Annotated in this window: 18 protein-coding genes; 1 reads left to right on the top strand and 17 read right to left on the bottom strand. The window is 65.2% G+C overall.

Annotated features, from left to right (window positions below):
* Positions 1 to 2: 2 nt before the first annotated feature.
* The 17 genes from AX681_RS14045 to AX681_RS13965 form a co-directional block, all read right to left on the bottom strand.
* Complete coding sequence (locus AX681_RS14045) at positions 3 to 227, bottom strand: DUF2274 domain-containing protein (protein WP_443026117.1); 225 nt, start codon at positions 225 to 227, stop codon at positions 3 to 5.
* A complete protein-coding gene (locus AX681_RS14040) occupies positions 227 to 1,456 on the bottom strand; it encodes a TrbI/VirB10 family protein (protein ID WP_331710022.1) in 1,230 nt (409 codons plus the stop codon). The genes AX681_RS14045 and AX681_RS14040 overlap by 1 nt, the downstream gene beginning before the upstream one ends.
* Positions 1,453 to 2,334 (bottom strand): P-type conjugative transfer protein TrbG, encoded by an 882-nt coding sequence (trbG, locus tag AX681_RS14035; RefSeq protein WP_082737834.1) that lies wholly within the window; start codon positions 2,332 to 2,334, stop codon positions 1,453 to 1,455. The genes AX681_RS14040 and trbG overlap by 4 nt, the downstream gene beginning before the upstream one ends.
* Positions 2,331 to 3,149 (bottom strand): conjugal transfer protein TrbF, encoded by an 819-nt coding sequence (trbF, locus tag AX681_RS14030; RefSeq protein WP_066573294.1) that lies wholly within the window; start codon positions 3,147 to 3,149, stop codon positions 2,331 to 2,333. Before trbF ends, trbG begins: the two co-directional genes overlap by 4 nt.
* A gap of 3 nt (positions 3,150 to 3,152) precedes the next feature.
* Positions 3,153 to 4,457, bottom strand: a complete 1,305-nt coding sequence (gene trbL / locus AX681_RS14025) for a P-type conjugative transfer protein TrbL (RefSeq protein WP_066573929.1) — start codon at positions 4,455 to 4,457, stop codon at positions 3,153 to 3,155.
* Positions 4,458 to 4,577: 120 nt separating this feature from the next.
* Complete coding sequence (gene trbJ, locus AX681_RS14020; RefSeq protein WP_066657190.1) at positions 4,578 to 5,333, bottom strand: P-type conjugative transfer protein TrbJ; 756 nt, start codon at positions 5,331 to 5,333, stop codon at positions 4,578 to 4,580.
* Between the two features lie 25 nt (positions 5,334 to 5,358).
* On the bottom strand, positions 5,359 to 7,803 hold the full coding sequence (gene trbE / locus AX681_RS14015) for a conjugal transfer protein TrbE (RefSeq protein ID WP_066573290.1): 2,445 nt from the start codon (positions 7,801 to 7,803) through the stop codon (positions 5,359 to 5,361).
* Positions 7,797 to 8,072 (bottom strand): VirB3 family type IV secretion system protein, encoded by a 276-nt coding sequence (locus tag AX681_RS14010; RefSeq protein ID WP_066573287.1) that lies wholly within the window; start codon positions 8,070 to 8,072, stop codon positions 7,797 to 7,799. The genes trbE and AX681_RS14010 overlap by 7 nt, the downstream gene beginning before the upstream one ends.
* On the bottom strand, positions 8,072 to 8,401 hold the full coding sequence (locus AX681_RS14005; RefSeq protein WP_075152901.1) for a TrbC/VirB2 family protein: 330 nt from the start codon (positions 8,399 to 8,401) through the stop codon (positions 8,072 to 8,074). The genes AX681_RS14010 and AX681_RS14005 overlap by 1 nt, the downstream gene beginning before the upstream one ends.
* Before the next feature lie 2 nt (positions 8,402 to 8,403).
* Complete coding sequence (gene trbB / locus AX681_RS14000) at positions 8,404 to 9,357, bottom strand: P-type conjugative transfer ATPase TrbB (protein WP_066573926.1); 954 nt, start codon at positions 9,355 to 9,357, stop codon at positions 8,404 to 8,406.
* Positions 9,358 to 9,398: 41 nt separating this feature from the next.
* The gene (locus AX681_RS13995) at positions 9,399 to 9,803 is read right to left on the bottom strand and encodes a CopG family transcriptional regulator (protein ID WP_066573285.1); all 405 of its coding nucleotides are present in this window, start codon (positions 9,801 to 9,803) and stop codon (positions 9,399 to 9,401) included.
* A gap of 2 nt (positions 9,804 to 9,805) precedes the next feature.
* Entirely contained in the window at positions 9,806 to 11,830 is a 2,025-nt protein-coding gene (locus tag AX681_RS13990; protein ID WP_066573283.1) for a conjugal transfer protein TraG, read from the bottom strand.
* 376 nt (positions 11,831 to 12,206) lie between these two features.
* A complete protein-coding gene (locus tag AX681_RS13985) occupies positions 12,207 to 13,112 on the bottom strand; it encodes a HEPN domain-containing protein (RefSeq protein ID WP_066573281.1) in 906 nt (301 codons plus the stop codon).
* A 394-nt stretch (positions 13,113 to 13,506) separates the two neighbouring features.
* The gene (locus AX681_RS13980) at positions 13,507 to 15,330 is read right to left on the bottom strand and encodes a UvrD-helicase domain-containing protein (RefSeq protein ID WP_066573275.1); all 1,824 of its coding nucleotides are present in this window, start codon (positions 15,328 to 15,330) and stop codon (positions 13,507 to 13,509) included.
* An 8-nt stretch (positions 15,331 to 15,338) separates the two neighbouring features.
* Positions 15,339 to 17,198, bottom strand: a complete 1,860-nt coding sequence (locus AX681_RS13975) for an ATP-dependent nuclease (protein WP_066657192.1) — start codon at positions 17,196 to 17,198, stop codon at positions 15,339 to 15,341.
* 275 nt (positions 17,199 to 17,473) lie between these two features.
* Entirely contained in the window at positions 17,474 to 19,456 is a 1,983-nt protein-coding gene (rlxS, locus tag AX681_RS13970) for a relaxase/mobilization nuclease RlxS (protein ID WP_066573271.1), read from the bottom strand.
* A 330-nt stretch (positions 19,457 to 19,786) separates the two neighbouring features.
* Positions 19,787 to 20,146 carry a hypothetical protein gene (locus AX681_RS13965; RefSeq protein WP_066573268.1) on the bottom strand — a complete coding sequence of 120 codons (360 nt, stop codon included), beginning with the start codon at positions 20,144 to 20,146 and terminating at the stop codon, positions 19,787 to 19,789.
* A 440-nt stretch (positions 20,147 to 20,586) separates the two neighbouring features.
* Here AX681_RS13965 and AX681_RS13960 point away from each other — a divergent pair, with 440 nt between their 5' ends.
* Entirely contained in the window at positions 20,587 to 21,258 is a 672-nt protein-coding gene (locus AX681_RS13960) for a hypothetical protein (RefSeq protein ID WP_066573264.1), read from the top strand.
* The last annotated feature ends 246 nt before the right edge of the window (positions 21,259 to 21,504 follow it).

Below are 21,504 nucleotides of genomic sequence, written 5' to 3'. Positions count from 1 at the left end.
GGTCACTTCCCACCCGACCGGGCTTTCGCGAAGGCCCGGTCGCTGTCGAGGAAGGCGGTCAGCATGGACGGGATCAGGTCGGCGACGGCCTCTTCCTGGCTATAGGCCTCCTTGTAGAGCGCTGCGTATCGCGTGAGATCGGCGAAGAGGTGCGGGGGCACCTGGATGCTGATCTTCACCGGGGTGCGGTCGGGAAGCCGCGGAAGACGTAGGTCCGCCATCGCCATTACTCCATCCAGGGTTTCAGGATCAGGTCGTGATGCACCAGCAGCCGGACGGGTGCGCCCGGGCGAATGGTGATCGTCGGTTGGATCTGCAGATTCCGCGAAGTGAGTTGATCGCCGGCGCGCGAGACGCTTTGCTGGGTCGACTGCCTCACGGCCTGGACCAGATCGCTCTCACCGCTGAACTGCAATTCCGAACCAACGCCGAGCAGGGTCGACAGCACCACGCCCTTGAGCAGCGCCCAGGTATGGAAATCGACCTTGTCGGCTAGCCCGGCATAGCCCGACGGATCGGTGGCCGGCGCGTTGTCCAGGCGGATCGAACTACCGTCGGGGAAGATGATCCGCTGCCATACGACCAGTGCCCGCCATTGCCCGAACGCGACGACGTTGTCGTATGCGCCGATGAGCCGGGCACCCTGCGGTACCAGCAGGATATTGCCAGTCGCGCTGTCGAAGACCCGCTCGGTTACTTGCGCGGTCACGAGACCCGGCAGGTCCGATCTCAGGCCGGTGATCAGGCTTGCCGAGATCACGCTGCCCGTAGACAGGGTGAACGGCGATGGACGCGGCGTCACCGCATGCGGGTTGATGTCGGTAGCATTGCCGGGGGTACGGATAAAATCGGCTTTGCGCTCCTGGCCGTTGGGATCGCGCTCGGCATCGACTGCGACCTTGGCGATCTGTTCACCAGACCGCGGCGGTCCCGGCGTCGGACCCGCCGGCATCGGTCCGCCCTGCGCTTGCTGGCCGGCGGTCTGGATCAGCAATCCGGATTCACGCGCCGCCTTGAGTTCCGCAGCCCGGCGCTGGCGGGCGTCGTCGGCGGTTTGCGGTACTGCCGATACCGGCGGAACTGGTGGTATCCCCTCGCCAGCAAGCTGGCGCTGACGATCGAGGATGGGTTTGCCCAAATCTCCGGGCAGCGGCGGCCCCAGCTTCGGCACTGTATCGTAGCTCGCCGGCAGCGCGCCCAGTGTATCGGTCGGCGCCTTGGCCGCGAGGTTCTTGTCGTCGCCGTCCGCGGCGAGATGCAGCGCGCGAGGCTCGAGCGCGAACCAAGCCGTGCCGACGACGCCGGCGACGGCGATCGCGGCGAGCGACACGATCACGCCGCGCTTAAAGCGGATCGCGCGTCCGGGCCGGGCGCGCAGCACCAGGGTCTCGGGATCCACCTTCGGCGACCTCATGGAAGCGGCGCCGTCGGGCGCCTCAGCGATTTCTGCAGTCACGACGCTCTCCCCTTCGTCCGACCGCGGCGCCCGGCTTCATCGATGCGGGTAAGCCGGACGATCTCCTGGCGCTTGGCGCCGAGGCGGAGCTCGGCAACGTCGAAGATCCTGTCGACCACATAATAGCGTCCGCGCAGGCGGTAGTTGACCAGCTGCGCCTCGCCCTTCGCGCCAACGAGGAACAGCGGCGGCGCTTCCCCGACCGCCAGGCTCGCAGGAAACTCGATATAGGTCTGCCTGCCGTCGTCGAACGCGCGCAACGGCCGCCATCGCGGCGTATCCCCGGAGATGGCATAGTTGAAATGGAGCTGATCGACGTCGAGTCCGGCGGCCACCGGGGTAGCCGCAGCCGCCGCTTCCTCGGTTCGCTGGATCGCCAGCAACGCATCCTGCGGATAGGTCCAGCTCAGCGCCGACATGCCGACGCTGCGCGCGCTGGTGAGCGCGAGATGATAGGTCCGCCGATCCGTGGTGATGACGAGATTGGTGGAGAGACCCGCAGCATAGGGCTTCACGAGGATATGGACGCGCTTGCTGCCACCTGCGCCGCTCGTGGTATCGCCGATCACCCAGCGCGCCGTGTCGCCGCTCGCCACCGCGCCCAGCACCTCACCGGGCTCAAGCACGATGTCGGTCACGCGTTCCGGCGTGGTGTAGACCTGATAGATCGCGCCTTCGGCATAGGGCATGACCGCAGCGGCATTGAGAAAGGCCAGCGGAGACGGTTCGCGCGTTGCGGCCCGGTTTGCCGCGGCGATCGTCGATGTCGTCCGCTGGGGAGCATTGGCGGCGCTTGAACGCTGCGCAAAGGTGCTGGTGGGTACGATCAAGACAATCGCCACCGCAAACAGCGTGGGCAAGTTGCTGGGGCGTTTCATTGCCGATTCTCCGGATTGGCAGGGATTGGGCTCGCCGAGGCGGCGCCATCAGTCGCGGCGGTGATCGAAACTTCGGGGGCCGGTTGCACCGGGCGCGCGGCTGCTCGCGACGAGACCGCCGGGTTGGCCGCCGGCTCGATCTCGCGGCTCCAGTCGATCGCATCGACATAGAGGCCGAGCGGATTCTTGCGCAGCACCTCCGCCGATGCGGGCGGCTTGAGCTTGACGGTCAGGATGCCGGTCCAGTGCGAGGTTCCCGCCTGCGCGCCCCGGTCGAAGGCGGTCTCGATCCACTTCACCTGAAATGACTGATCCGACGCACGGACCACGCTCGTGACCTGAACCGATACCGTCTTTTGGCCAATGGCACCGAACGGGTTCGCCGACCGCGCATAGTCACCGAGGAACACCGCGCCACGCTGGCTGGCGAAGTCATAGGCCGATAGCCAGTCGCGCCGCATCAGCACCGGGTCGAGCGAGACTGAGCGCACCTTCTCGATGAAGCGGGCCAGATGCCAGGAGATCTGGGGGTCCGTAGGGCGATGCCCAGCCTCGGCTTCGCTGATCGCGCGTGCCTCGCCGAGGCGATCGACCTCGACGACATAGGGCGTCACCCGACTCTGCAGCGACTGCCATATCAGCGCGCCCGACATGGCCGTAGTGAGCGCCAGTCCGCCAAAGGCCATCAGCCGCCAATTGCGCGCCTGGACGCGCGCCGATCCGATCCGCTCGTCCCAGAGCTGGCCGGCACGATGAAAGGGCGTGTCGGGTTCGGGCGTTCGCCCGTAGCGCTGGACGCTTCGCTTGAAGAGCATCGCTCAGTCCTCCTTTTCCTTGATGTCAGGGGTTGCCGACGCGCCGCCGCGATCGCCCTCGCGCAGGGTGTGGGCGACGACCTGGCGATGATGGCGCGCATCCTGCTGGCGGCGCAGTGCCTGCGCCCAGGCCGGCTGGTGCTCGGCGGCCTGATCGGATCCGCTGGTGGCGGGCGTCTGCCGGTGGGCAAGCGCGTCGAAAGCTGCCTGGCGACCCGAAGCCGCGGCCTCGCCGATACCGAAAGCCCCGGCGGCGCGATTGCGCAATGCGCTGCCCGCCGCGCTCGCAACCCCCTTGAGCCCGGTGCCGACGCTGGTGGAGCCCGTGCTCTCCTGGCCGAGCTTGTAGGCAGTCGACGCTGCCGAGCCCATCGATGTGCCAGCACGGACCGCACCCAGAGCGGCCCCTCCGATGGCACGTCCACCGGCAAGGGCGGCACCACCACCCAGCGCAACGACGCCGGCGGCACCGAGCGCCGTGCCGGCGACCGCGCCGGCGCCGAGCTGAGGCGCACCGGAGACCAGGCCGGTCGCAATGCTCGGACCGAAAATGCCGAGTCCGAACAAGGTGAGTGCGGCGAGCGCCAGGCTCATCGCCTTCCCGATATCGGGCTCCTGACCCTGTAGGGATCCGACGAAATCGTTGAAGTAGTTCGAACCGATCCCAACGATAACGGCGAGCACCATCACCTTGATGCCTGAGCTGACAACGCTTCCCAGCACGCGCTCGGCGAGGAAGCTGGTGCGGTTCCACAACGCGAAGGGCACCAGCACGAAGCCGGCCAAGGTGGTCAGCTTGAACTCCAGGATCGTGATGAACAGCTGGATCGCGAGGATGAAGAACGACAGGATCACCAGCACCCAGGCGAAGAGCAGCACAGCGATCGTCAGGAAATTGTCGAAGAAGGTCGTGAAGCCGAGAAGCTGCGAGACCTGCTCGAGCAGCGGCCAGGCAGCGGAGAATCCCGTTCCGGCCAGCCTGCCCGGCTTGAGCAGATCGTCGGCCGAGATGGTGCCGCCGCCCGCGGTCAGCCCGGCCGCAGCGAACGAGTTGAACACGATCGTCGCGAGGGTTGGGAAGCTGTTCAGGATGAAGGCGAACGCGCCAACATAGAGGATCTTCTTAAGGAAGCGCCCCATCACATCCTGTTCGCCGCCCAGCGCCCAGAACAGGCCCGCCAGCGTGATGTCGATGCCGATCAGCGTCGCCGCCAGAAAATGGACATCGCCGCCCAGCAAGCCGAACCCGCTGTCGATGTAGCGAATGAACGCCTGCAGGAACTGGTCGATGACGTTGAGGTCGGTCATGGTCATTTCCTGTCGGCGGGGAGAAGTCCCGCGGAGCGCGCTCGGGGAACCGGAGACGCGCCCCGCGGGGTGACGGCGAACCGAGGGCAGCGCCCGCCGTCACGCTCGGACGGGAGGCCCCTAGCGAGGGTGGTAGGCCGTGCCGTTGCCGAGGAACTTTCGAGTGGCGGCCTGCGCCTCGGCCTGGGCCTGAGCGCGGCGCGACGCTTCGAGCGTCTCGACACGGTACTGCGCCGCCATCATGTTCTGGATCTGGAACTGCTGCTTGGCGGTGAGCGCCAGCAACTGGTTGGTCGCCTGTTGCGCCTGGAGTCCGCCCTCGGCGCCCTGGCTCTTCGCCACGATCGCGGCGAGCGCCTGTGCATCGGCAGCGACATTGCCGACAACCTGCGCCTGCACCTGCATCGTCCGATTGAACGCGGCGACCGAGGTGTCGAGGCGAGTCCGGGCACCGACGACAAGATCGTTGGTGGTCAGCGCCTGGTCGAAGCTCTGCGGAAACAGCCGCCGGAACTCGCTGTCGACATTATCGACCCGAAAGCCGATCCCTTGCGCCTGGCCCATCAGCCGGTCGATCTGCTGTAGTGTCCGGGTCAGCGCCTGGAGTTCGGGGAAGTCGATCCGGCTCAGATTCTTCGCCTGGTTCGTCAGCATCGTTGCCTGGTTCTGGAGCGATTGAATCTGGTTGTTGATTTGCTGGAGCGTTCGCGCCGCAGTGAGCAGGTTCTGCGAATAGTTCGACGGATCGAACACGGTGATCTGCGCCCGCGCCGGCGGCGCATGTAGCGCCATGCCGAGCGAACCGGCGCTGCCGAGCGCGAGCGCTGTGGCGACGAGATACTTCGAGAAGTGTCGGCGGAGGTTTCGCTGGGACATGGGTGTTCTCCTTTCGGTTAGAGGGTCAGCGAACCGGGGGAATGAAGTCGCCGAGCAGCGCGGCGGCCCATGCGAGGTCGCGCGAGGCGAGGAATTCGGCGGCGAAGGCGCTTGCGCCACGTTCGGTGAGCAGCGCATCGATCTGCTGCTGGCTGTCCGGATCAGAGGCGCCGCAGAGGGTGAGCGCGATCGGTCCCAGGCCGAGCTCGAACAGGCGATTTCCGCGGGCGGACTGGAGATAGTAATGCCGCTTGGGCGTAGCCCGCGCGACGAGCTCGATCTGCCGCGCATTGAGTCCGAAGCGCTGATAAGCGGCCTGGCTCTGCGGCTCGATCGCCCGGTCGTTGGGAAGCAGGATGCGCTGCGGGCAGCTCTCGATGATCGCGGGCGCGATGCTGCTGTCGGCGATATCGGCCAGGCTCTGCGTCGCGAACAGCACCGCGACGTTCTTCTTGCGCAGCGTCTTCAGCCATTCGCGGATGCGCGCGGCGAACAGCGGATGGTCGAGGAAGATCCAGGCCTCGTCGAGGATCAGCAGCGTCGGACGACCGTCGAAGCGCTCCTCAAGCCGGTGGAACAGATAGGTCAGGACCGGTGCGACCACACCCGACTGGGCCATCAGCGCCTCGGTCTCGAAGCATTGGATATCGGAGAGCGCCAGCGCCTGTTCGGCAGCATCGAGCAGCCGGCCATAAGGGCCATCGAGCGTATAGGCGGTCAGCGCGGTCCGCAGTGCATTCGACTGGAGCAGCAGCGTAAACCCCGTCAGCGTCCGCTCCTCGACCGGTGCTGAGGCGAGCGAGCCCAGCGCCGACCAGACCGCTTCCTTGACCTCCGGGGTGACGAGGACCTTCTCGTGCGCGAGCAGCGCTGCAATCCATTCCGCCGCCCAGCTACGCTCATCGGTATCGTCGATCTTCCGCAGCGGCTGAAAGGCGAGCCCACTTCCTCCGTCCTTCCCTGCGCCGCTTCCCAAGCCGAGCGCGTGATGCGCGCCGCCCATAGCGAGCACCGCGGCGCGTGCGGAAAAGCCCTTGTCGAAGATGTAGAGCTGGGCACTCGGATAGCGCCGGAACTGCAGCGCGATCAGCGCCAACAGCACCGACTTGCCCGCGCCGGTCGGCCCCACCACCAGCATATGGCCGACATCCCCGACATGGGTCGATAAGCGGAACGGCGTCGTGCCCGCGGTCTGAGCGACCAGTAGCGGCGGCCCGCCGAGATGGGCATTGGTGACCGGCCCCGCCCAGATCGCCGAGAGCGGCATCAGATGGGCGAGATTGAGGGTATGGACCAGCGGCTGCCGGACATTGGCATAGGTGTGGCCGGGCAGTGAGGACAGCCATGCCTCAACCGCGTTGACGCCCTCGCGCACGCAGGTGAAGCCGAGGCCGTTGACGATCCGCTCGACCGCGCGGACCTTCTCGTCGGCGCGCATACGGTCCACGTCCGAGACGGTGATCGTGACGGTCAGATAGCCGAACGCGACATAATCTGCGCCGAGCGCCTGCAAAGCCTGGTCGGCGTCGACAACCTTGTTGTCAGCGTCGCTATCGAGCAGCTGCGCCGGCTGATTGTACATCACCTCGCGCAGCATCGCGGTGATCGACTTGCGCTTGTTGAACCATTGGCGCCGGATCCTGGTCAGCGCCTTGGTCGCGTCGGTCTTGTCGAGCGCGATGAAGCGGGTGACCCAGCGATAGCCAAAGTCCGAGGCGTTCAGCGCGTCGAGGATTCCCGGACGGCTCATATTGGGGAAGCCGAGCACGGTGATGGTACGCAGATGCCGGTCGCCGAGCTTCGGCTCCAGCCCACCGACCAGTGGCGTATCGGCGAGCAGCCCGTCGAGATACATCGGCGTCTCGGGCACCGCGACCGGCTGGCAGCGGGTCGAAATGCAGGCATGAAGATATGCAAGCGTCTCCTCGGAGGAGAGCCCGCGTACCTCAGGCATGAAGCCCGCGAAGAGATCGAGCACACGGTCGGTCTCCGCGATGAAGCCGGCCAGCGCCATGCGCCAGTCGCGACCATCGACCTCTTCGTTGCGCTCGACCAGCGACCGGCCGGCAGCATCGCTCGCATCGGCCGGCGGCAGGAAGGTGAGCGTCAGGTGATAGTGGCTTTCATAATGCGCGCCCTCTGCTTCGAAGGTGGCGCGGCGCTCCTCGTCGACCAGCCAGGAAGCGGCATCGGGAAAGGCGCTCGCCGGATAGGCGAGCGCCTCGACACGCTCGGCCTCGAAGAACAGGGCCCAGCCCGATCCGAACCGCTTGAGCACATTGTTGGCGCGGGCGCAGGCGCCGACCAGTTCGGCCTCGGTCGCGCTTTCCAGATCCGGCCCGCGGAAGCGAAGCGTGCGCTGAAAGCTGCCGTCCTTGTTGAGCACTACGCCCGGTGCGACGAGCGCTGCCCAAGGGAGATGATCGGCGAGCCGGTCGGCGCACTGGCGATATTCGCGCAAGCTCAGCATGCGAGATAGCTCCTCTGGCGGAGATGGCGGAGCAGGACCGGCGCGAAGTCCGGGTCGCGGCGCGCTGCGAACACCGCGACGCTGTGCCCGACCGCCCAGAGGGCCAGCCCGACCAGCCATTGCTGGAGGCCCAGCCCGATCGCTGCGGCGATCGTGCCGTTGACGATCGCCAGCCCGCGCGGCGCGCCGCCGAGCAGGATGGGCTGCCCGAGGCTGCCATGGATCGCTGCCTCAAACCCTTCGATGTGATGGCCGACGCGAGTCGACATCAGACCAGCGCCCCGCCGCCGAAGCTGAAGAAGCTCAGGAAGAAGGAGGAGGCGGCGAACGCGATCGACAGGCCGAACACGATCTGGATGAGCCGGCGAAAGCCGCCCGAGGTCTCGCCGAACGCGAGTGTCAGGCCGGTGGTGATGATCACCATCACCGCGATGATCTTGGCGACCGGCCCCTGGACCGATTCGAGCACCTGCTGGAGCGGCTGCTCCCAGGGCATGCCGGAGCCACTCGCGAGGGCCGGCGCGGAAACGGCGATCGCCAGCCCGAAGGCAAGCGCAGCTAAGGGGAGCGGAGGGCGGCAAGATACGGACAGGCGCATGGTCAATCTCCTTGAGGTGCGCGGGCGAAATCGAGGGGGTGGTCGAAAAGAGCGTAGTCGCCGTCAGGATCGAGGCCGGCGACGCGTGCGAGCGTGTCCACCCGGCGAGCCGAACCCCGCCCGGCGATGAACACGACCAGATCGATCGCATCGGCGATCAACCGGCGGGGCACGGTGACCACGGCTTCCTGGATCAGTTGCTCGATGCGCAGCAGCGCGGAGGCTGCGCTATTGGCATGGACGGTAGCGATTCCGCCGGGGTGGCCGGTGTTCCAAGCCTTGAGCATATCGAGCGCCTCGCCGCCGCGTACCTCGCCGACGATGATGCGGTCGGGCCGCAGGCGCAGCGTCGAGCGGACCAGATCAGCCATGGTGACATGGCCGGCGCGGGTGCGCAGCGCGACGGTATCGGGCGCAGGCGACTGCAACTCGCGCGTGTCCTCGATCAGGATCACCCGCTCGTCTAGATGCGCCATTTCGCCGAGCAGCGCGTTGGCCAGCGTCGTCTTGCCCGAACTGGTGCCGCCGGCGACGAGGATGTTGCGGCGTTCGACCACAGCCAGCGACAGCAGGCGCGCCATCTCGGCCGACATGATCTCGTCAGCGACATAGTCGAGCAGCGTGTAGATGCGAATCGCCGGCTTGCGGATCGAGAAGCAGGGCGCGAGGCTGACCGGGGGCAGCACGCCTTCGAACCGCTCGCCAGCGCCTTCGCCATGCGGCGGCAGCTCGGCCGAGACGATCGGCGACGCAGCATGCACCTCAATACGGGCGTGGCTGGCGACGAGCCGAATAATGCGCTCGACCTGGGCCGGCTCGAAGCGGATGCCGGTATCGGTCCGCCCTTCGCCCAGCCGATCGAGCCGCAGCGCGCCATCCGGGTTTATCATCACCTCGAGTACGAGCGGGTCGGCGAGGGCTGCGGCGATAGCTGGCCCCATCGCAGTGCGCAGCATCGCGCGGCGCCGGCCTTCCGACACGGTATCGGCCGCGCCGCTCACGACCCCTTCTCCAATGGCTCGGTGGGGCCGAGGGTGCGCCTGCCGCTGGCAAGTTGGCGTCCGACCTGGCCGACAAATTTCTCGAACCGCTCGAGCCCGATCGCGAGCGCCGCGCTGTCGGCCTCGGGCAAGGGCGCCGTGACCAGCAGCTGGTAGCGCACGAACAGCGCAAGGCTCTCAAGCACCACGTCGATGTCGCGGCGGACCAAACCGATCTCGCGCGACATGCGGTCGAGCCGGACCTTGAGCAGGTCATCGACCTCCTTTGAACCGTGCCGCGCGAGCCAGCTCGCCAATGCGTCGTTGACCAGCCGAGACTTGTTCGCGCCGGGACTGGCGGCGAGTGCTTCGAGCGCTTCGCTGAGCTCGCGATCAATATAGAGGTTCTGGCGGACCTTCATCGTCAGAGCCCCGGAATGAGGTCGCGATGCGCGCCCTCGTTGATGCCATAGGCGCGCGCCGCCGGGGTCAGCCCCTGCGCCTGCTCCATCGCGCGCTTGTCCGCGGCAACATTGTCGTCGTCGTCCGGCGCGACCTGCACGGCCTGGTCCGCCTCGACAGAATGGGCCGTGCCCTCCTGGGCGAGGCCGGGATGCCGCTGTTGCTGCATGCCGCCATCATCTCCGGCATCGGTCAGATCCGCGGCGAGCTCGAGCCGCGCGTCGGGGAACCGCGCGAACCGGCCCCAGTCGTTCGATCGCTGGCGGGGGCGGTCGCCATAGACACCATCGGCGAGAACCGGTGCCGGCTGCACCCGACCGCTGAAATTACGGTCCTCGAAATAGCGCAGTTTGGTCGCGCGGACCGGCGCGAGCCCGGAGAGCAACACCAGCTCATCGGTCGCCGGCAGCTGCATGACCTCGCCGGGCGTCAGCAGGGCACGGGCGGTTTCCTGGCGGCTGACCATGACATGCGCGAGCCAGGGTGCGAGCCGATGGCCGGCATAATTGCGCATCGCGCGCTGCTCGGTGGCGGTACCGAGCGCGTCGGAAATACGCTTGGCGGTGCGCTCGTCGTTGGTCGCGAAGGCGACGCGGACATGGCAATTGTCGAGGATCGAATTGTGCTCGCCATAGGCCTTTTCGATCTGGTTGAGGCTCTGGGCGATCAGGAAGGCGCGGATGCCGTAGCCGGCCATGAAGGCGAGACTCGTCTCGAAGAAGTCGAGCCGGCCCAGCGCCGGGAACTCGTCGAGCATCATCAGCAGCTGGTGCCGGCGCGTCGTAGCGTCCCGCTGCTCGAGCCGCTCGGTCAGACGGCGGCCGATCTGGTTGAGCACGAGGCGGACGAGTGGCTTGGTGCGGCTGATGTCCGAGGGCGGAATGACCAGGTACAGCGAGACCGGCCGCTCGCCATCGATCAGGTCGGCGATTCGCCAGTCGCAGCGTGAAGTGACCTCGGCAACGGTCGGGTCACGGTAGATGCCGAGGAACGACATCGCGGTCGACAACACGCCCGAGCGCTCATTCTCGCTCTTGTTGAGCAGTTCGCGCGCGGCCGAGGCGATGACCGGATGGACGCGCGGCGTCTCAGGAGTGCCGAGATGGTTGGTCGACATCATCCGCCGAAGCGTCGCGACGAAGCTGCGCTGCGGATCGGACAGGAAAGTCGCGACGCGGGCGAGCGTCTTCTCCTCCTCGGCATAGAGGATATGGAGGATCGCCCCGACCAGCAGCGCATGGCTCGTTTTTTCCCAGTGGTTTCGCCGCTCGAGCGCCCCCTCAGGATCGACCAGGATGTCGGCGATGTTCTGGACGTCGCGCACTTCGTCGGCGCCGCGGCGGACCTCGAGCAGCGGATTGTAGCGCGCCGAGCGCGGGTCGGTGGGGTTGAACAGCAGACAATGCGAGAAGCGCGACCGCCAGCCGGCGGTCAGCGTCCAATTCTCGCCCTTGATGTCGTGGACCACCGTCGAGCCGGTCCAGGACAGCAGAGTCGGCACGACCAGGCCGACGCCTTTGCCAGACCGGGTCGGCGCGAACGCCATGACGTGCTCGGGGCCGTCGTGACGCAGATACTGGCCGCCGAGCCGACCGAGCAGCACGCCGCGGTCGCGGTACAGCCCCGCGCGCTCGATCTCGCCGGGCTTTGCCCAGCGCGCGGAGCCATAAGTGGTGACGTTGCTGCGCTGGCGGGCGCGCCACAGCGACCCGGCTATCGCCGCGCCACAGCCGAGGAAGCCGGAGGCGCCAGCGAGCATGCCCGCCTTGTCGAAGACGTGCGGCGCATAGGCGTCGTAATGATACCACCACGAAAACAGCGCCCAGGGCCGGTAGACCGGGACATCACCGACGATCAGCCAGGGCCGGCCCAGCTCGGGCTGATAGGCCAGCATCGCCGCCGCCCATTGCGTCGCCGCCCACAGGCCCGCGATCACAAGTCCGAAGACGATAAGGATTTGTCCGATCAGCAGCTTGGTGGGGGTCACGAAGAGGCTCCCGCCGGGGGAAATCCCGACGGGCAATGACTCTTCCAACGGCGCTCGAAATTACATGGTGCCCAGCGGCGCTGTGCGGCCAGCTAGGGCTGAGATGACGATGCAGTCATTCGACATATGGCCGGAAGCATTCGACTGATCAAACGCGAAAGGCCGCCCCTCTCGGGACGGCCTTTCCATTGTCATCCGAACGCGGACAGCTCAGCCGAGCCGGACCCCCGCGGTGGAGGTCATGCTCAGAGATTCTGCCGCGCGCGGCGTGCGACAATGAGACATCTGACCACCTCCTTTCCGTTGTTGAACGATAGGAGGGATGTCGGTGGTGCACGGCGCCGTTTCAAGTCAGGGCATTGATCTTGATGGAGTTCTACGACCCAGCCGTGGCGCGCAGCTGCTCCAACCTCTCACGCGAGACCCGCTCGATGATGTCGCGCAGCGCTCGCACGCACGCCAGAATCGCGTTCAGCTCCTCGATCGTAATCTCATAGGCGCTGGAATAGCGGGCTTCGACATAGCCGCGCTTGAGCAACTGGAAGCGCCGACGATCGATGCGGGTATCGCGGGGCCAAGCCTCGATCAGCCGGGGCTCGTTGCCCTCAGCGAGCGAGCGTAGGAACTTGATATTGTGCGAGCGTGGGAAATAGAGGGTCCGCACCAGTAGGAAGCAGACGTAAGCGCGCTCAGTTGCCTGATGCAGGGTGAAGGCTGCGTCCTTCCATTCCTGCTCTCCGATGTAGAACTGCGCGCCCTTGAGAGAGCTGTCGATCTTCTTCAGCCACTCCTCGAAGTACGTCTTCGCCATCTGGTAGGCGTCGGCTTGGGTGAGCGGCATCGGCGTCGCCAGCGGATGGCAGGGCAGCTCGTAGAGGACGATCCCGTCCCGCGCGATGTCGACCCAGAAATACTCGCCGCGCTTGAGCGACTGGTTCACCTCGTCGAGCGAATGCACAATGATGTTGACCGGCCGCGCGATCGCCGCGTCGCGCAGGATGCGATCCTCTGCGATGTACCAGTAATGGGCGATGTCGGTCAGGTCGTCGTGGTTGACGATCACCAGCAGGTCGAAATCGGATTGATAGCCGTTCTCGGGTTCGTCGACCCAATCGGAACGCGCATAGGATCCGAACAGGATGATCTTGAGGATCTTGCCGTTCTTACGGCTCGGCGTTGTAGCCCTGCCGATCGCCTCTTCGAACTCCTCCATCAGGACGCCCTGGACACGCTCCAGCTCGCCCCTTTGCACCTCAGGCAGATGATCCACGTCGTTCTTCATCAAGGGAATCTTCGGCGAGCGCGGGCGGAATGGCAAGCGCGGGTTGGCACCGCAATCGTTTGAACGATAGGAAGAGCCCGTTCGGCGGCGTCGGATGGCCCTCATGGGCGCGCGTCTCAAGCGCGTTTCTCAACTTCCGGGGCCGCCGGACACCCCAGGTAGGTTTGCGCGAACGCGATGGCGACTACTGGCTGTGAGTCGTCTGGCGGCTTTCGGGGACGAGAGCGCGTTAGCCGTGTCGCCAAACATGCTGACATGGACTTGGCGTGAGCAGTTGCCTTGGGGAGATCGATGAAGCGTTGCGTGCCCCCTTGGCGCCGGCTCAGCCACCGCGGTTAGGATGCCGGGGCTGACCTAGCCGAGGTCCCCGACGCATTGCAGCGCGCTAGTCAGGCTATTCGACGGGGATCAGCAATACGCAGACGTCATCTTTAGGGGACATGATCGTCGTACGCATCTTGGCGCGGGTCACGCTGACGCGAAAATTCTGGCGGGCCTGAGTCATCGCGCCTGAGTTCACATTGCCGCCAACGATACGATCAGGGTTGCCCACAATTTCGCCTTTGAACCGCTTCGGCCAGCCTTCGAAGATGATGACTTCGTCGAACTGCTTCCCTTTGGCCTTGTGCATGTTCATCACGACGATGCCGGATTCGGGTTTGTGTGCCGTCGCGAAGTGCTCCTGGACGAAGGACTGCCGCGTAATTGGGAGGGCGTTCTTATAGCCGCCGGTTTCGCGCCAATCCTGTGAGAGGCTTTGACGCAGCTGTGTGCCGCGTTCGAGCAGGCGGACATTGCGGGCTTCCTGCGCCACCTCAACAAGCCGCGTGCAGGCGCCAGCTTCAAGGACGGCTCGAACCGCAGCCCAATCGGCATCGGGCTGTCCGGTCAAGGCGATGGCCGTCGCAGCCTGGTGAACCGCGAACGTGGCCTGGAGGACACTGTTACCTGGCGGTGCCTTGCCCTTGGCGAGGCATCCATTCCACTTTTCCAGTGCCGACCTAAAACGCGCGGCGTCGGCCAGATGGCCCTTCGTCGGCGCTGCCCCGCCGCGTCCGTCGAAGAAGCTACAGAGCACGTCGACAAATTCATCCAAACAACCGCTGTGACTGCGCTGTTGCAGGAGGAAGGCGATCACCTCGGCGGCGAGGATCGGGCCTTCCATATCCACCGCCGCTGTATGCGCAATTGGCGGCACATTTCCGAATGGCGCGCGCAGATTGTCAGACACGAGACGCGTCATACGCTTGGTCGGAACCAGGATCGCAAGCGACCAGTCCCGGCGACCCAGCGCAAGGAGCCGTTGCCGCGCCTGAAGAACCTGCGTGACGAGCGACGCATAGGCTTGGTTAGGGTTCGACGCGAACCCCTCATATTCGACGCCCTGATAGGGCTCGTCGCGAAACTTGCCCGTGAGGAGGTGATTGCCGAAGATCGCGATATCGGTGCCTTTGCTCCGGTGATTGTCCCCGGCCAGGTCGTGCTCGGACGGCTTGAACGCCTGCTTGAAGTGGTTCAGCCGCTCCGGATCGGCACCGATAAAATCGAAGATTCGCTGTTCAGGATCGGCCAGCGCGATTAGCGTGCTGCTCTTGCCAATCGCCTCGACCGCGCGCCATTGCTCGGCGCTAGTGTCCTGGAACTCGTCGAGGATGATGAACGGGTACATGGTCGACACAAGCTTGCGGACCTTGGTCGAACCGTGCAGCAAGATGGCCACCCGCTCCGCGAACAGGTCGAAACAGACCTTGCCCTCCTCAGTCGCCAACCGCATGCGCTCGGCCACTTCCAGAGCGGCCTTCTGCGCCTTCTCCTCGTCCGACAACTTGGACGGCGCCTTGAAGCTGCTGCGGATCGCCGACAGCGCGATCGCCTCGTTCGGCGGCGTCAGGATCGTCATCCGCCGCGGAAATCCGACCAAATAGCCGTGCGCCTTGAGGATTCTCCAGAAGAAGGAGTGATAGGTATCGACTTCGATCCGCTTCTTTTCCTCCTTTGTGACCGACTGTTCTTCATCGATCGCCTCGAACACGCGCGAGACGGTCGCACGCGCAAAGCTGAGAAAAAGGATGCGCTGCCCCGGCCTCAGTTTCTCCCGCGCGATCTTCGCTGCCTTCAAGATCGACACGGTGGTCTTGCCCGAGCCAGGACCGCCCACGACGAGCTGATGCCCCTCGGCAGTCAGAACATCCTTTTGCGCCGACGTCAGATCGACCATCGCGCCCTCTAAACGCCCGGTGCGGGGGCAGCGACTTGCCCGCTGTTCCCTGCCGGGGGAGCTGGCGGCACAGGCGGGATCGGCGCCGCAGGCGGCGCGGCCGGTGGATCACAGATCGCCTTCAGCATTATGCAGGCATCGCGGATCCAGGACGGGATTTCGGCCTCGGAGCACTGGCCGAGGAAATCGGCGATGCCCCAGTTGCCCTTTGCCCAGCCGAAATACTCTTTCAGCGCCGCGATCACATTGGCCTTCGGATTCGCATGTTTCGCAAGGATATGCGGCGGCCAGTCGAGCGCGTCGGAGAACCGTTCAAGCGCATCCTGGGTCGTATTCTTGAGGATGAGATCTTCGATCCCCTTTTCCTCGTGCATGAACAGCCGCTCGACCTGGGCTTCGATTGCCGCCTTCGCCGGATCGGTCTGCTTGTCGCAAAGCCCGAACGTCCGCTTGCCGAGACCCTTATACAGCCCGGCGAGATCGGCGATCTGGGACTCGGTGCCCGCATCGATGATGCAGATGCCGAGCGCCTCAAGCGAGGCATAGGTGGCGGGATTTAGCTCCGACAGCCGCCGCGCGGCCACCGGAAAGGCGCTGGCCTCGGTGGCGCCTTCGGCGATCAGCACGCGACGGGACAGGAGGCCTTCGCAGAAACGCGTGCGAAACTCCTGCCGATAGCGCTTGTGCTTTACGCTGTCGGGTAACGCTATCTGCGCTTGAGTGAGCACACCGTCATTGGCCCGCGACAGGATCACGGTCTCGTCGAGCTTGAATTCTTCCAGGACATAGGGCGAGTGCGATGTGACGATCGACTGCGCGGCCAACTTTCGCAGCTCATGCACGATCCGCTTCTGGGCATAGGGAGGGATCGCAGTCTCGACCTCTTCCATGGCGAAGATAACGTTCTGCTTGTCCTCAGCGATCTGCGACAGCATAGCCAACACCAACATGTTTATCGTGCCGGTGCCCTGGCGATAGAAGGGCGCGGCGTGATCGCCATCGCCGGTGGCAATGAAGGCAGTCACGACCTTGCGCAGATGCTCACGCGTGAGATTCGACACCTTGAGGTGCGGCTTCACACCCCATTCGCGCGGTACATATTTCTTCAACGACTTGTCGATGCTGTCGAGCACGCCGGAAATGCCCAGCGCGGGATCACTTGCCACGTCGAAGGCAGCAAGCGTGCCGATCGTGCCCTCCCACATCTGCGGCCGAATTTCCTTCAGCCGCAGGATGATGTCGAGCAGGCTGCCATGCTCCAGGCTCAGCGCGCGCGAGCCGGTGCGCAGAGAGCGCAGGAACAAGAAGCCGCAATGCTGTTTGTCCTTCTTGGAGAACGGTTCGGGCTTATCTCCCTCCGTCAGGCTGCGCGAATAGAAGGTGTTGCCGACAAAATCGTCCTCATCGGAATCGTAGCCGCCGATGAAGGTGACGCGCAGCGCCGCCTTGATGTTCGCTGCATCAACACCCGCCGGGTTGGCCTCGGTGAAGAAATCGCCGGTTTCGACATTGAGCCACTCGATATTGCCGCCGAACCTAGCCTCCTGCTCTTCCGCCAGGCCGACTATGGTGACTTCGACGGTGATCTTCGGGGCTTCGGCGACGGGTGCCTCTCCAGACGCATCGGGCACGGCACCCCCCTCCGCGGAGGCTGCGGCCACGGGAAGATATTTGCCCTCAAAAAAATCATGCTCATCGACTGGAGGGCGACGACTCAGTCTATCCGGCCCGAGCGCAAGATCTATTGCTTCCAAGACCGAGGATTTGCCCGTGTTGTTGTCGCCGATGAGCACGGCATGGTCGGGCAGCACCAGATTCGCAGAACTAATGCCCCGGAAATTCTCGATCGATACGGCGTAAATCTTCAAAGCAGCCCCCCGGCGCCATGCCCTTCATCGTTTCACTCGCTGCTTATTTATCCCCGACTCGATGGGGAGGAAAAAGGCGCGAGACGATCATTATCGGCCTGCGATGGCGTTCTGCAAACCGTCAAAACTCTACCGGCAGCTTTTGGGAGTACGCAAAAACTCCTACTCGTCCGATTAAAGGGCGCGAAGCGGACAGAAGGGAATGTCCCCTACTAGCTTTTGCTACTTTCCAGCCTCCGCAGCAGTCGATCCGCGTTTTCGATGCCACTGGCAACTCAGTCGATCACCGGCCCCTGTCGCGCCCGCCCGAACGACCAGCTGACACCGTCACCGCGCATCATCCCCGACACCGGCTTTCCGACCTGCCGCTCCAACACTGGCCGCCAAGGCACCAGCGTGAATTCACGCGACTTCTCGATCAGCGCAAACCGCCCGCTGACCAAGTCAATCCGGCGCCGCACGATGCCCTCAATCCGCGCACCCGGCGCGGGATCGGCAAACGATAGGTCGAGCTCCTCCGACAGCTGTCCAGCAACCCGCAGGAGCTCGCGCCGCTGCAAGGTCGAGAGAAGGTCGGGACGATAGCCCGTTGCGCCTTCCGCTTGCTCGGCCAGACCCTGCGCGATCAGCCATTGCCGGCGGCGATCCTGCGCGTCGCGAACCTCGGAGCCGAATCCCGTTTCGCGCAGCGCCAAGGGTTCCGCCGCGACCAGGCTTCGATCGAGCCAGGTTGCGGCATCCGCCACTACCAGTCGGGACAATGGCTGCGAGGACAGGATCTCGACCGCCACAGGCCGGTCCCGCAGCAGCCTCGCCTCATGCGCCGCGGCGCGCTCGAGATGGTCCTCGGCGACGATCCATTGTCCGGAGGGTTCACGAGTCACATTTCCGCTTAGCCGCCGTATCGCCTCGAGCCGGCGGATATGCGTTTCGGCGAACGCCTGGGTCGCGCTCGGATCGTGGCGGAGATGCGCGTCGATATCGTAGCGTCCGGCATTGGCCGCAGCGACGGCGGCAACGGTGCGGTCGACCGCACGCGCATCCGCGCGCTGCGGGTCGATCCGAACCACCGCGCCCTCGGGCACGATATCGAGGCCCGCGCCCTTGCCGATCGCCACGTAATGGCTGCGCCCGTCAATCCCATCGACGATCAGATAGTGATGATCGGCATGCTCGTCGGCGAGGCCTCGGCCAATGAGACGACCCACCAGCGGACGCGCGTGTGGCGCTGACGGATCATAGATCGCCTGGTCAGCGCTTGCTCGGTCCATTCCGCGGCGCGTGAACTCGCGCTGCATCGTGCGAACGATGTCGCCGCGCTCGGCCAGGCGCCGAAGCGTGTCGTCCAGTCCGGGCGCGAGACGCCAGCTCGTCCCACCAACCGGCTCAGCCAGGCCAAGCCGCCTCAGCTTGGCGAGCCGCCCGGCGCGGAGCGCCTGATCGAACGCGTCGCCCCGGGCGGTCGACACGACCCCGGCCTGCGCATCGCGCAGCAACGACCGGTCGAGCGAGGTTAGCCGTTCCTGCTCGACCTCGGCGCGCAGGCTGGCTTCGATTTCACGCGCCGAGCGCGGCCCGAGATCGAGATCAACCAGCTCGCACGCCCGCTCGCGCATGCCGCTTGTCAGATAGTCCCGCGCGATGATGAGATCGGCGCCGAACTGGTCCCTGCCGCGCACGACGATATGGGTGTGCGGGTGGCCGGTGTTGAAATGGTCGATAGCAACCCAGTCGAGCTTGGTCCCGAGATCTTCCTCGACCCGCGCCATCAGCCGCCGGGTCAGAGGCTTGAGATCCTCATATTGCGCGCCATCCTCAGCCGAAACGATGAAGCGGAACTGGTGGCGGTCGCCAGCCCAGCGCTCCCGGAATCCCTTACCATCGACTACATCATCGTCAGGCCCGTAGAGCCGCCCCGGCTGACCATCGCGCGTGGTGCCGTCGCGCTGGAGATAGCGCAGGTGCGCGACCGCGGCTCCAGACCCCTTGCCGGCGAGCTTGACGATGCTCGCCTTGATGATGACGCGACGCGCGCCATAGGCGCTGCGACTGCCGCGACCGGCAAGCACGCGACCGATCCCGGCGCCACGGCCGATCCTGGCACCCGAGAAGCCGGCGCGCTTGACGCCGAAGCCCGCAGCGCCGCCCCGCGCGAGATTGGCGGCTGCGAGCACGCGACCAAGATATTTCCGGACCCGCTTGCCGCCGGTGCTGCGCATCCGGCCAAGCCGCGGTTCGAACTCGTTTTCGTCGGCCATGAGAGGCATTCCGCCATAGGTATCGAGACAGCATGGCCCGCCTCTGCGCGCATGAAAACCGGTGCCATCGAACGCCGCGGAAATCCGTCGATTCCGGCCAGAACGGCACTGGCGCGCGTCGGGCAGTGCCACAGAAATCCCTGAAAAACGATGTGCAGACAATCACTTGCGGCACCACCGGTGCCACAGCTTTATCTTGCCTTACGCGGCCCTTCAGCTCGGGCCGTCCATCGGTGTCCTGGTGGCTCGCTATCCACCCTCGCCGAGGACAAAAGAAGCCGGGATGCGATGCCTGTCCGACACCGCATCCCGGCCGCATCTTCGCTTCGATCAATGCAGTGTCTCGAACGCCTTTCGCGCTGCCCGCGCGCCTGAGAAGCTGCGCCGCGCGATCATCCCATGCGGGTTTCCATCGCCATCGATGATGCAGATCGCAGCGAACCAGTGGCCATCCAGAGCCCCGATCACGGCAACCCGGTCGAACTCGAACCCCTCCTCCTCAAGCGCTTCATAGGCACCCAGCCAGCGCTCTTCGACCCGTGCATCCCAGATGAAATCGCACTCCTCCGCCGCGATAAACCGTGCCGCCAGCGCTTCCGCGGCGCCGCGCCCGAATTCCAGTTCGAGCCCTGCCACGAGCGTCGCCATCACGCGATGCGAACACTGCGAAATCGGTTGAAACATGGTCATGAGAACCTCCTGTCGCTTGACGTCTTCCGCTTCGAAGACAGCCTCTCGACGGCGGTTGCCGGCGTGCCTGTCAGGGCTGCCGGAGCGTAGCGCAGGCACCGCGCAGCGGCGGCGGAGGAACCGATTTTGTTGCGCGGCTACGAACAAACGCGCGTGCGCAGCACGCTCATTGTCGCAGCAAAATTGGAGGGGCCGCCGGCCTTGCACAGGCGCGCTGGCAGCCGCCATGCTGGGACGATCCGAGACGAGCCTCCTTATCCACAAGCTTGGCGCTCGATCGTCTTGCCCGCCCCGCAGACCCGATTATGATGTGAAGCCGGTTCCTCTCACCTGACCTGTCGCCGGGTCCAAGCAGAGCAGAGCGACAAGCGTTCGACAGCCGGACCCTCGGGCCGTCTTGTAATCGGCGATAAGCGGCCTTCACATGAGGACGGTTCGTCATGCCTTTATTCATCCTGACTCAAGCCAATATCGACGCTGCCAAGGCGGCGCTGCGCATGTCCCTGCCTGAAATTCGTTCGGGACATCTCACCGAAGCGCTGGCATTCAGCCTCGGCTTCGGCACCAACGCTGCGCTACGCGCGGCCATCGCCGCCGAGACCTGCAAGCCGCCCGCGCTCGCCGACGCCGACGCCGGGCTGTTCGCCGGGCGGCTCGAGACACTCGGCTATCCCAACATCGCGGTCGGCGCTTTCCCGGCCGCGATGCGCGAGGATGTCCTCGACGAGACACCCTATACCTGGTTCAGAAAAGGCGATCGCGCCGCGAACGATCGTCACTATTATGTCTGTCAGGCACACAACCGGCCAATGATGATGGTCAAGATGGCGCGGCAATATGCCGAGCTCGCATGGGACTGCATCACGATCGATTCCGATTGCGACGATCATGTCAGCCGGCCGAAAAGCACCGAGCTGGTCCGTGTCATGTTTCGTCTGTTTCAGGAACGCGCCCGCGGCGCGCCCGGCAAGCCTCTATTCTATGCCAGCGCGTTCACCGGCTCGATCAAGAAGCTGCTGCCGGACACCGCGCGCCAGCTTGCCGAAGACTATTTCAAGTTGCTCTATCTGCCGCTGCGCGACCTGCCGCCGCCTCGGCGCCGCGCGGCCTGATCCTGCTCAAGAAGTAATCTCATCGCCATCGACCTCGACGACCCGTTCCAGCAGAGCGGGTCGTCGAGCGGAGCTGGGCGCGACGGTGACAGCAGGACGGATCAGGGGACCACGCGGTCCCGACGCAGAGTTACGAACAGCTCCCCGGCTGGCGCCGGAGCAGCCGCTGCTGGATCCGCCCTGACGTTCAGCACGACAAAGAGGGTGGGCTTGCGCGGTTCGATGGTCGCCGCAGGCGGGCTTTGA

Origin of the sequence: Sphingomonas sp. CCH9-E2 (genome assembly GCF_001557215.1) — a bacterium.
Classification (GTDB): domain Bacteria; phylum Pseudomonadota; class Alphaproteobacteria; order Sphingomonadales; family Sphingomonadaceae; genus Sphingomonas.
This window is presented reverse-complemented; position numbering and strand designations above follow the sequence as displayed.